This is a genomic window from Companilactobacillus sp. y65-5 (assembly GCF_057541095.1).
The window spans coordinates 67093-78644 of the sequence record NZ_BAAJOA010000008.1; the positions used below are offsets into that span (position 1 = coordinate 67093).

Consider the following 11552-nt stretch of genomic DNA (forward strand, 5'->3'; position numbering starts at 1 on the left):
AAAATTTATTTCAGTTTTTAAAAATATATTATTGAATTATTTTAACCGACGTAGGAAGTAGCGACCCATTCGTTTGTAGCAACACGACGATAAGTAACACCATTTGATTCTCTAGTCTTATCAGTTTGCCAGTCAGTCCCATTCATTAAGGCACGGTTAGTAACACGGGCAAAAGTTCCGTCATTTCTCAAAGCCATGATCGGAACATAACTACCATTGGCATTGTTGACGCGGATAACATTGCTGTTATTGTTAGCTCCGTTATTTGTCTCATTGGTACTAGTTCCACCGTTACTACCGTATACATTGCCGTAACTCTTAAGATTATTGTAATAATATGCGATCATATCATTCATCTGATCCATACTATATCCTTGAGCAGCAAAGTAAGTATCAGGATCGACGTGAGTAGTCTCATGATACATCAAACTTACTTGATGATGTGATACAACTGTTTTTCCAGGAATATCTGGTAAGTTGTATTGAATCAGCTTGGAAGCAACATAATACGCATCATTGGCGATCGAACGAGCAAAGGCATCGTATCCATTCACACGACAAAGTTCGATTTGAATGTACTTGCTGTTAGCAGTTGGGCCTGCTCCCCAAACCCCATAATCGGCACTGTGGATGTTGATTGTTTCTTTATCATCAGTGAACGCATGAACATACGTCTGTGCAGACTTCCAATTATTGTTGAAACTAGCAACGAATCGTTCAGCGTTTACTCCTGGAGTAGCCGTTTCGTGGACCACTACACCTTCTGGTTTTCCAACTCCATTCTCATAACCAAACCATTCACTGAATGTACCTTCACGATACTGAATGCTTGCTGGCTGAATTTTGTTGGAGATTATATAATCATTGACGCTCGCCTTAGCTTCGGTGTTATTTGTTGAGAGTAAAAGCACTCCTAACAAGATAGACAAGAAGCTTAATATATATATTCTTTTCCCCTTAAACATATGAACCTCCCCTAGTTTATATACTTACCTGAATACTATAACTTATAAAAATTCACTTGCGAACTATTTTGACATTACATTTTGGTTACAAAAAAAGTTTGGATCTACATCCAAACTTTTTGAAATTTATAGTGGAACATCTACGGTGAATTTAGTTCCTAATCCCTTATGTGATTCGAGACTGATCGTACCATTCAAAGTATCGACAGTTTCTTTGACGATGGCTAATCCTAATCCAGTGCCACCCGTCTCCAAGCTCCTAGATTTATCCACACGATAAAATCTTTCGAATACTCGACTTTGATCATCCTCTGAGATACCGATTCCAGTATCTTCAATCACAAACCTAATACGATTTTCAATTTCATCATGATGAAATTCAATCAGGATTTCCCCGTTCTCTTTGTTATAAGAGATAGCATTCTTAATTAAATTACTCATAATAAGATTCATTTTTTCTTTGTTAATAGTGATGTTCTCATTACCGAAGAAATGCTTTTTGACTTTCAACCCATGCTTATTGATCGTAATTGCTAGACCGTCGATGATCTTACTGATGTCATCATTCATGTTGACTAACTGCGTTTGTTCAGTGTCCTTTTTGATCTTAGACAACGAGAGAATATCTTGGATCAGCTCTGTCAATCTAACGCTCTCGTCATTAATGATGTGTAAGAAATGATCTAGTTTAGCTGGATCATCCTTAGCACCATTCAACAAGGTTTCAGAGAAGCCTTCGATCGAAGTGATCGGCGTCTTCAACTCGTGACTAACATTGTTTACAAAATCAACTTGTATTTGCTCAAAACGACGGCTCTCAGTCAAGTCGTAGAGTATGACCAAAACTTGTTGATCAAAATCTTCACGGGAGTGAACTAGTCGGATAACATTCGCGTCAACGAATTTTTGTGAATTACCAACCAGTTGAATTTCACGATGATGATTTTTATTTTTACGAAGTGTGTGTTCGATCATACGACTGAGACTGTATGTCTTAACATCTTCGATGAATGGATGAATCTCATTCGAAATATTGACATCTAATAATCCTGCCATTGCTTGATTATGCATCAACACTTCGCCTTGCGAGTTCAGTAACATAACACCGATCGGCAAGTGTCCGATCAAACTCTTGAACCGTCGTTCACGCAATCTGGCATTATCTCTTAACTCATTGATATCCATACTTAGATCATTTGTCTGTTCAACTAGTTCATACAACTCATTGTCTGGCGATAAAATCAGCGATGCCATATCTTTGTTCTTGCGCACGCGCTTCAAGTTATTCGTGACACTTTGAATATCCTCGCTCAATAACTGACGTTTGCGATAGAAGAACAAGATCATTGAATCAGTGATTATGAAGTAGATAAAGGCGACCATGACAAACGAGAAGGTATCTTGATTCCAAAGTCGCTTGTACTTTTTGGCAACCACGTAACGATTGGAGCCGTGCATATAGTACATTGTCCGAGTACCAAATGTTTTTTTGGCTACATAATTTTGGCCCGGTGAAAGTCGTCCACGATGTATCAGATCGTATGCGCCCTTCTCTAAGTTGGTGCTGCGCTTAGTCGTGTCAACATAGGACAGACTGGAATATCTCGCTGCTTGCAATTGCGTATGTGTCTTCTTCAATTCACGATAGGACACAGTCTCCTCCGCAAACATATCAGTTTGAGAATTCCCCAAGATATTATCGGCAAATATAGACAGTACAATAAAAACTATTACAGAAATAGCGATTGCAATTACTGGACCTAATTTTTTCCTCATTATCCTCACACCTCTAAGACATAACCGAATCCATGTACGGTTTTGATTATTTGCGGATCTTTTGTATCTTTTTCAATTTTATCACGAAGGTGACTGATTTGAATATCAACCATCCTCAATTGCGAATTAGAATTCAACCCCCATACACTATCAAAAATTTGATCACGAGATACAACTATACCTTTATTGTCTAGCAGAAATTCCAACAACTGATATTCCTTTCGAGTTAATGGGATTTCGTTGCCGTTGATGATCAGACTCTTGGCTGCAGTATTCAAAGCAAAATGAGTCTTATCAGAATCTGATGTTCTTCTCAGCACGACCTCGATTCTAGCTAACAGTTCTTTGACACTGAAAGGCTTAGTGACATAATCATCCGCACCACTGATCAAGCCTTCGATTTTGTTCTCTTCAGCATCAACAGCTGTCAAAAAAATAACTGGTGTGGAGTTACCTTCCGAACGCATTTTTTTCAAAATTTCGATGCCACTCAACTTAGGCAACATTTGATCCAACAAAACTAGGTCAAATTTTTCCATCAGTATCCGATTCAGTGCATCTTCTCCATTCGTGGCACTATCCACATCATAACCCTTAGAAGTTAAATTATATTCGATCAATTCAAGAATTGATGCTTCATCATCTACAACTAAAATTCTCTTTGGCATATTAATCTGGATTCTCCTCTTGAAGTTTCCATTGTAAGTAAGCATAGATAAATTGATCCAAATCACCGTCCATCACCGCTTGGCCGTTACCAGTCTCATAATTAGAACGATGATCTTTGACCATTGTGTAGGGATGGAATACGTAAGAACGAATCTGTGAACCCCATCCAATATCCATTTGCTCACCTTTTATTTTTGCATTCTTTACAGCTTGTTCTTCTTGTTCTTTTTGGTATAGCTTGGCCTTCAGCATGCTCATAGCCGTTTGGCGGTTTTGCAATTGCGATCTCTGTGCTTGTGAGCTCACAACTATCCCAGTTGGTATATGAGTGATTCTTACAGCTGATGATGTTTTGTTAATGTGCTGTCCACCCGCACCAGATGCGCGGAAAACATCGATACGTATATCTTCATCATTTACTTCCACATGTATCGAATCATCTAGCTCTGGCATGACATCTACTGAGGCAAACGATGTATGGCGACGACCGGCTGAGTCAAACGGTGAAATTCTAACTAGACGATGTACGCCACGTTCAGATCTCAACAGTCCATAAGCATTTCTACCTTTTATCATCACAGAGACAGCTTTGACTCCACCGTCATCACCCGGTTGGAAGTCTTCGATTTCAATCGAAAACTCATGTTGATCAGCCCATCTTTCATACATTCTCAACAACATTGAACCCCAATCTTGGGATTCCCTACCACCAGCACCGGGATGAATCTCTAAGATGGCGTTGTGAGAATCATAAGGCTCAGAGAGTAGCATCGTCAATTCATAAGACTGTAATTGTATTTCTAATGCTGCGGTGTCACTCTTTAATTGTTTCAATAATTCGTCATCTGGATCGTCTTGATATAACTCTTCCAAAATTTGCAGATTTTCAAAATCATCATTTAATTCTTGGAAATTATCAAAAGCTTCTTTTAAGTCATTATTTTCATCAATAACTTCTTGTGCTTTATCATGATCATCCCAAAAACCATTTTCAGTCATCTTTAATTCATTCTCTGCGATGGCCTCCTCTAGACCATCTAAGTCAAAGAGACCCCCTGAACTGGCTGATTTTGTTTTCAATATTGCTTATTTTTGTTTTAATTTCTCCAAATTCCATAGTTACACCTTTATAAAAAAAGCAGGCCAAATGGCCTGCCGATTTATCTCTCCATGTTTTGTCTAATTTCGGCCTTCATGAACAATCTGGTTACATCGTATTCAATATCTGAAACCATTTCTTCAAACATACGATATCCTTCTTCTTGATATTCAACAAGCGGGTTCAATTGTCCATAACCACGTAGACCGATCGATTGACGCAATTGATCCATTGCATCAATATGATCTGTCCAGTGTTCATCAACAACTCTAAGAATAACAACCTTTTCAAATTCTAGCATTTGTGATGGATCACCAAGTTGTTCTTTCTTAGATTCGTAGTTCTTGTTAACAAAGTCCATTAAATACTTAACAATTTCGTCAGATGTCTTCAATTGTAAATCAACGACACTGAATTCCTTGTCACTTACCAAGGCTGATTTTGCAAAATCAGCGATAGCGTCAAGGTTCCAATCTTCATCTTTACCTTGTGTATGAACGTCAACTTGTGCTTTGATAGTACGTTCAATCATTGGTAGAAGAACACGATCAAGATCTTCATCCTCTGTAATAACTTCCATTCTCTCTTTGTAGATAACTTCACGTTGTTCACGCATAACATCATCATATTGCAAAGTATTCTTACGAGTATCGTAGTTATTACCTTCAACACGTTTTTGAGCAGATTCAACTTGACGTGTCATCATTCTACTTTGGATAACGGCATCGTCGTCTTCGATCTTCAAAGCCTTAAGGACACGTTTGATTCTATCTGAACCAAAACGCTTCATAAGGTCATCTTCAAGTGACATGTAGAATTGTGTAACACCAGGATCACCTTGACGTCCAGATCTACCACGAAGCTGATTATCGATACGACGTGATTCGTGACGTTCAGTACCAATAACACATAGGCCACCAAGATCCGTAACTCCGGGTCCCAGTTTAATATCAGTACCACGACCAGCCATATTAGTAGCGATCGTAACAGCGCCACGTTGTCCAGCGTTCATAACGATCTCAGCTTCTTTGGCGTGGTTCTTAGCATTCAAGACAGCATGTGGAATTCCTTCATTGTCGAGTAACTTAGATAGGTATTCCGATGACTCAACGGCAACAGTACCAACCAATAATGGTTGACCCTTTTCGTGTCTTGTCTTGATGTCCTTAACAACAGACGCAAACTTACTCTTCAAGGTAGGATAAAGGACGTCTTCCTTATCATCACGAATAACTGGCTTGTTAGTAGGAATAGAAATAACTTCCATGTTATAGATTTCTCTAAATTCTTCAGCTTCAGTCTTAGCAGTACCAGTCATACCAGATAACTTGTCGTACATACGGAAGAAGTTTTGGTATGTGATGTTAGCCATAGTCTTAGTCTCATCTTGGATCTCAACGCCTTCTTTGGCCTCGATAGCTTGATGCAATCCATCTGAATAACGACGACCATCCATAACACGACCGGTAAATTGATCAACGATCTTAACTTCGCCTTCTTGGACAACGTAGTCAACGTTAAGACTCATAATGTAGTTGGCACGTAAAGCTTGGTCCAAATGGTGATTCAATACAGTATTGTCAATGTCATACAAGTTATCTAAACCGAAATAATCTTCAGCTTTTCTGATACCTGTTTCTGTCAAACTGATTGACTTTGTAGGCCAGTCGATCTTGTAGTCGTCCTTTTCAAGCGTCTTACAAAATCTATCCGTACGAACGTACATCGCAGTTGACTTTTCAGCGGCACCTGAAATGATCAATGGTGTTCTAGCCTCATCAATTAAAATTGAGTCAACCTCATCAACGATAGCGTAATGTAATGGACGTTGTACCATTTGTTCTTTGTAAACAACCATGTTGTCACGCAAGTAATCGAAACCTAATTCACTATTAGTTGAATATGTAATATCACAGTTATAGGCATCACGTTTTTCTTCTGAATCCATACTATTGACATTAAGGCCTACTGTAAGTCCTAACCAATTGTATAGTTCACCCATTTCCTTGGCATCACGAGATGACAAGTACTCGTTAACTGTAACAACGTGTACACCTTGTCCGGCAAGAGCATTCAAATAAACTGGTAATGTAGCAGTCAAAGTTTTACCTTCACCAGTTTTCATTTCAGCGATATTACCTTCATGAAGTGTAATACCACCAATGATCTGAACTCTAAATGGAAATAGACCTAGTACTCTTTTAGCACCTTCACGAGCTGTAGCAAAGGCTTCAGGCAAAATATCATCCAATGTTTCGCCATTTGCCAATCTTTCTTTAAACTCAGGGGTCTTAGCTTTGAGGTCATCGTCGGAAAGCTCACTGAAGGCATCAGCGTAACTCTCTACTTTATCAGCAATTCTGCCCATACGTTTGACTTCTCTTTTATCACTTTCGACCCATTTTCTTAATGGATTTGCCATATGTAATAATCTCTCCTAAATACTAAACATACTTTTAATAGTAGCATTTTTTTTTCATGTTTTAAACTCACATTTTTATAGAGTCTTCCAGATTTAATATGATACACCATATTTTTATATTTTTGTTATATTTTGCATAAACTTTACAAAAAGAAGCTGGAACAATTAAATGTCCCAGCTTCAATCAAAATTTCCTATTCGTTTGTTTCGATCAAACCGTATTTACCGTCGTTACGTTTATAAACAATGCTTGCACCATTGGTTTCAGCATCTTCGAAAATGAAGAATTCATGTCCGAGCATTTCCATTTGTAGAACTGCTTCTTCAGCGTCCATTGGTTTTAGTGATAGACGTTTTGTTCTAACGATTTGTGATTCGTCTTCTTTGGCGTCTTCAGCAGTAACGTCATCCAAAGGAATGTCTTTAATACTACCTGATTCACGTCCCTTACGATTTACACGTGTCTTAAATTTCTTAACTTGTCTTTCAAGTTTATCAATTACAAGGTCAACACCTGCATACATATCATCGTTGATCTCTTCAGCTCTAAGAGTCATGTATGGAAGTGGAATAGTTACTTCAACTTTTGTACCCTTTGATGGATAAGTTTTCAAATTAACGTGAGCAATTGGATTGCTGTCGTCACTGAAGTACTTTTCCATTTTTGATAGTCTTTTTTCAACGTAGTCGCGAATTGATTGTGTTACCTCGATATTTTCACCACGAACATTAATTGTTAACATAAGAATCTCTCCTTCCGACGATAGGAAATTAAAGAGTGTATCTACTCTTCAATTCAATTATATAGTTCTTACAAGAATGTGACAACGGTTTCACTATCTAGATAATGAAAAAGTATAAATATTATTGAATCCGACTATTTTAAGAGCTTGTCTAGCATGCATCATCGTACGCCCAGTAGTATAAACATCATCCAAGATCAAAACCTTACTATCCCTTGATAAATATGGCTCATCTGACTGATAATAAAAGGTTTGTGGCGTTTGAAGTCTTTCATAGCGGTTCTTTTGAGCCTGAGGTCGATCAGAATCTAACTTAACTAATAAATTCGTCAAATTAAATACTTGATGATACATTTCCCATACGGGATCGAAGCCTCTGGCCTGTAAATGTCCATTACTTGCAGGAATATATGTAATTAAATCAAATTTATTGTGCTGGGACCAAATAGATAAATCCTTAGAAAATAACTCTGCTAATAAGATATCGCCATACCTTTTATAGTTTTTAAAATAACTATGTATGAACTGATTATACTCAAACAACGACTGATGGCAATTAATAATTTGATATTTTTCTTCCCACATTAAACAATCTTGACAGATATTTTGATTATTTTTTTTATAACATCGTTGGCAGCTCTCCGATAATTTCAACGGATTGAGTTGACTGCGGCACAAAGAACAAAGCCTATCTGGAATTATTTTTTCCCAACCAAATAATTCTTTTAAGGTCCAATTATTAACTACTGAGCTCCCACAACTTAAACATTTCATTTTTGTGCCTGCCGATTCAGATAATGTATTTCTGCACAGGCCTGTCGTATTTGTCGATTATAACTTTGATAATAAAAATGAACATCGTCATCGTAATATTTTTTATCTCGGCCAGCTCGACCAGCAATCTGAATCAGTGACGTTTTGGAAAATTCTGTGGCATCAGCGTCAATTACGATCACAGTAATATGCTTGAAAGTAACTCCACGTTCCAAAATCGTTGTCGTCAGTATAGCCTGCACTTCCCCATCTCGAAATTTTGCGACTTTTTCTAATCGACGTTCATCTTTGGAACTCACGTCGACAAAGTCTAGTTCTGGGAACATCAATCTCAAGTCATTCGAAAATTGTATCATTTGCGGAATTTTGGGGAAAAATAGCATGAATCGCTCGCGATCGTTAATCATTTTTCTTATTTTAGATTTCAATCGGGGATTTATTTTTTTGTAATCAATTGATTTGAACAACATGTGACACTTGGGTTCTGGTAACGGAAATGTATGAAATCTTTGATATAATTTAGAAATAGTGATTTTTTTATCTTCGACTTGTTTGAGAAGATGTCTTGGTGGCGTGGCAGATAAATAAACTATATTGCCAGTGGTCTTCTTAGACTTGTCTATGGCCGCATTCAGCATCAAGTTCCCTGCCAATGGATATGAATCTACCTCATCAACTACCAAGACATCAAAGGCTCGTTCGAACTTTACTAGCTGATGTACGGTGGCTAAAACGATCTGTGTTAAAGAATACGGAACATCACTTCTACCATGGAATAGTCCAATACTGACTTGTGGAAATGCAGCTTGAATCCTCGGAAACAATTCAACACAAACGTCGATCCGAGGTGAAGTTATCGCGATCCTCTTGCCTTGAGAGACTGCCTTTGCGATCAGCGGAAAGATCATTTCAGTCTTACCTGCTCCAGTTACAGCCCACACTAGATGATCGTTATGCGTATTAAAAGCCGTAATTAGCTCTCCAGCAGTTTTTCTTTGCATAGTCGTCAATGTACCTTGCCAAGCCATAGGATGACTCAAATTCGGTAATTTGACCTCTGACGGCGTGATAATTATCTCGTCAGTCTGAGATATTTTACCTAGATTGATACAGTTTCGACAATAGAGCTCTTTTGATTTAAGATTTTGGTGAGTGATGCTCATCAGACATCTTTGACATTGATAATCAATGATTGCGGATTTACGAGTACTACCGATCCCCAATAACATTGCAATTTCATTGTCAGATAGATCATTCGCATTAAAAATGCTACCGCCTAAATAATTATTTAAATTTTCCATAAACTAAATTACGAAAGGAAGTCATATTTTTTTGCAAAATTACAAAACAATTGCCAAAACCGGCAGCTTTGAAAAAGACATAAAAAAATCTCGCTTCATTGCTCACCTGGCACAAACTTTTTCAGAGGATGAAGCTAATAGTTTTATTAAAAAAATCAGAGAACAGGAATCTAGTGCCACGCACAACTGCACGGCCTTCATAGTATTAGAAAACATTGAAATAGAGCGCATGTCAGACGACGGTGAACCTAGTGGAACTGCCGGTTCTCCCATCCTGAACGTGCTTCAACAAAACAACTTAAAAAATGTCACTGCCGTAGTCACTAGATATTTTGGAGGCATCAAACTCGGAGCTGGAGGATTGATTCGTGCTTACTCGTCCACGACTGCTGATGCCATCAAAGAGATCGGTTTAGTTGAGAATCGCTTGCAACAAGGATATCAGTTGTCGATTCCTTATCATCTTTATGATAAATTTGAAAATTACGCTAAGAGTAAAAAGATCAATCTAGAAAATAAAAATTTTTCGACTGATGTAACTTGTGAGGTTTTCTTAGACCTAGAAGCTCACGAAGAAATACTTCAAGACATCACTGATCAATTTCAAAACCAAATCCACTACGATCAGACTGAACAAGTTTATAAACAAGTGGAACTTTAAAAGGGAATGCCGTTTAATTGGCATTCCCTTATTTCAATCTTTCTTTTCTAATCGCTTAACAAATTTTTGAATCGCTCGCAATAACGGTTGCCTGTCATCGCCCATTAAGCCGATGGACTCGACGAACAGCTCGAGTCCTATAAAAACCCCAATGGTCAGTAAAACACTTCCCCACAGGCTTGATAATGGGTATAGAAGTGAAATAAAGGCAAAGACTAGTGATAATCCGTAAATAACTAGCACCGTCTGTCTATGTGACAAGCCTAGTTGCATCAATCGATGGTGCAAATGATGCTTATCAGCCTGCGTTATAGGTTTTTTGTTTAAGAATCGACGCAACATTGCATAAACCGTATCTGTGATCGGAACTCCTAAGATAACTACTGGAATCAACATCGTAATGAAGGTAACGTTCTTCAATCCCTTGAGTGAGAACACGGCAATCATGAATCCGATGAACAAAGCTCCCGTGTCACCTAGGAAAATACTTGCCGGATGGAAATTGTGCGGTAGGAAACCTAATAGTGAAGCTACTAAGGCAAAGATCCAAATCGAAACATAAACGTTAGTCATATTCAAGAAGAAGTAACCAACGATACCCATCGTGAACAGTGCAATGATGGAAACTCCTGTCGCCAATCCATCTAATCCATCGATCAAGTTAACAGCATTTGTGATGGCTAATATCCAAATAATAGTAATCGGGAAACTCCACCATCCCAATTTGAAAGCCCCAAATATCGGTAGTACCACTTCATTCATCCTGATGCCAGCTAGGAAATAAATCACTAACGATGCTGCAAAGATACCTGCCATTTTTGCTTTTGGGGATAATTCTCTAATATCGTCAATGACACCAGTCAGAATGATTATACATTCAGCTAGAAAAACACTGAATAACTCATGACTGGGAAATTGGTCTCGTAACAAAACAAAGGTTGAGAAGGTGAACGCAATGAAGATTGCTAATCCACCCATCGTCGGCATTGGTTTTTTGTTGACACGACGAGCATTAGGATTATCAACAGCACCCAAAATATAAGCAAGTTTGATTACAAAGGGAGTTATGATCGCTGACAATATCATTGTCAAAAACAAATATACAATTACATTAAACATACATGGATTACCCCCGAAACTCA

Annotated in this window: 10 protein-coding genes; 1 reads left to right on the forward strand and 9 read right to left on the reverse strand. The window is 38.1% G+C overall.

The genetic code is table 11. The annotated features are described in order from the left end of the window. Positions 1-41: 41 nt before the first annotated feature. The 8 genes from AC27FM_RS11410 to AC27FM_RS11445 all read right to left on the reverse strand — a co-directional run bounded on the left by AC27FM_RS11410 (position 42) and on the right by AC27FM_RS11445 (position 9749). A complete protein-coding gene (locus AC27FM_RS11410; protein ID WP_487088423.1) occupies positions 42-965 on the reverse strand; it encodes a peptidoglycan recognition protein family protein in 924 nt (307 codons plus the stop codon). Between the two features lie 126 nt (positions 966-1091). Continuing rightward, positions 1092-2741 (reverse strand): sensor histidine kinase, encoded by a 1650-nt coding sequence (locus AC27FM_RS11415; RefSeq protein WP_487088425.1) that lies wholly within the window; start codon positions 2739-2741, stop codon positions 1092-1094. Positions 2742-2746: 5 nt separating this feature from the next. Then, entirely contained in the window at positions 2747-3409 is a 663-nt protein-coding gene (locus tag AC27FM_RS11420) for a response regulator transcription factor (protein ID WP_487088427.1), read from the reverse strand. 1 nt (position 3410) lies between these two features. Next, positions 3411-4527, reverse strand: a protein-coding gene (gene prfB / locus AC27FM_RS11425) for a peptide chain release factor 2 (protein WP_487088429.1) whose coding sequence is annotated in 2 segments (ribosomal slippage) — positions 3411-4454 and positions 4456-4527 — 1116 coding nt in all. Because the reading frame shifts where the segments join, the coding sequence is not laid out codon by codon here. 43 nt (positions 4528-4570) lie between these two features. Continuing rightward, positions 4571-6931, reverse strand: a complete 2361-nt coding sequence (gene secA / locus AC27FM_RS11430; RefSeq protein WP_487088431.1) for a preprotein translocase subunit SecA — start codon at positions 6929-6931, stop codon at positions 4571-4573. Positions 6932-7125: 194 nt separating this feature from the next. Then, complete coding sequence (gene hpf, locus AC27FM_RS11435) at positions 7126-7674, reverse strand: ribosome hibernation-promoting factor, HPF/YfiA family (RefSeq protein ID WP_487088433.1); 549 nt, start codon at positions 7672-7674, stop codon at positions 7126-7128. Between the two features lie 93 nt (positions 7675-7767). Next, positions 7768-8448 carry a ComF family protein gene (locus AC27FM_RS11440; RefSeq protein WP_487088435.1) on the reverse strand — a complete coding sequence of 227 codons (681 nt, stop codon included), beginning with the start codon at positions 8446-8448 and terminating at the stop codon, positions 7768-7770. Further along, positions 8445-9749, reverse strand: a complete 1305-nt coding sequence (locus tag AC27FM_RS11445; RefSeq protein WP_487088437.1) for a helicase-related protein — start codon at positions 9747-9749, stop codon at positions 8445-8447. The genes AC27FM_RS11440 and AC27FM_RS11445 overlap by 4 nt, the downstream gene beginning before the upstream one ends. A gap of 31 nt (positions 9750-9780) precedes the next feature. Here AC27FM_RS11445 and AC27FM_RS11450 point away from each other — a divergent pair, with 31 nt between their 5' ends. Beyond that, complete coding sequence (locus tag AC27FM_RS11450; RefSeq protein ID WP_487088438.1) at positions 9781-10410, forward strand: YigZ family protein; 630 nt, start codon at positions 9781-9783, stop codon at positions 10408-10410. 33 nt (positions 10411-10443) lie between these two features. On the opposite strand, the gene AC27FM_RS11455 is transcribed toward AC27FM_RS11450, so the two are convergent. Next, on the reverse strand, positions 10444-11529 hold the full coding sequence (locus AC27FM_RS11455; protein WP_487088440.1) for a glycosyltransferase family 4 protein: 1086 nt from the start codon (positions 11527-11529) through the stop codon (positions 10444-10446). Between the last annotated feature and the right edge of the window lie 23 nt (positions 11530-11552).

What these genes read in the sequence shown, in the direction of transcription:
- AC27FM_RS11410 (WP_487088423.1), bottom strand. Translation starts at nt 965, where the DNA reads ATGTTTAAGGGGAAAAGAATATATATATTAAGCTTCTTGTCTATCTTG.
- AC27FM_RS11415 (WP_487088425.1), bottom strand. Translation starts at nt 2,741, where the DNA reads ATGAGGAAAAAATTAGGTCCAGTAATTGCAATCGCTATTTCTGTAATA.
- AC27FM_RS11420 (WP_487088427.1), bottom strand. Translation starts at nt 3,409, where the DNA reads ATGCCAAAGAGAATTTTAGTTGTAGATGATGAAGCATCAATTCTTGAA.
- secA (WP_487088431.1), bottom strand. Translation starts at nt 6,931, where the DNA reads ATGGCAAATCCATTAAGAAAATGGGTCGAAAGTGATAAAAGAGAAGTC.
- hpf (WP_487088433.1), bottom strand. Translation starts at nt 7,674, where the DNA reads ATGTTAACAATTAATGTTCGTGGTGAAAATATCGAGGTAACACAATCA.
- AC27FM_RS11440 (WP_487088435.1), bottom strand. Translation starts at nt 8,448, where the DNA reads ATGAAATGTTTAAGTTGTGGGAGCTCAGTAGTTAATAATTGGACCTTA.
- AC27FM_RS11445 (WP_487088437.1), bottom strand. Translation starts at nt 9,749, where the DNA reads ATGGAAAATTTAAATAATTATTTAGGCGGTAGCATTTTTAATGCGAAT.
- AC27FM_RS11455 (WP_487088440.1), bottom strand. Translation starts at nt 11,529, where the DNA reads ATGTTTAATGTAATTGTATATTTGTTTTTGACAATGATATTGTCAGCG.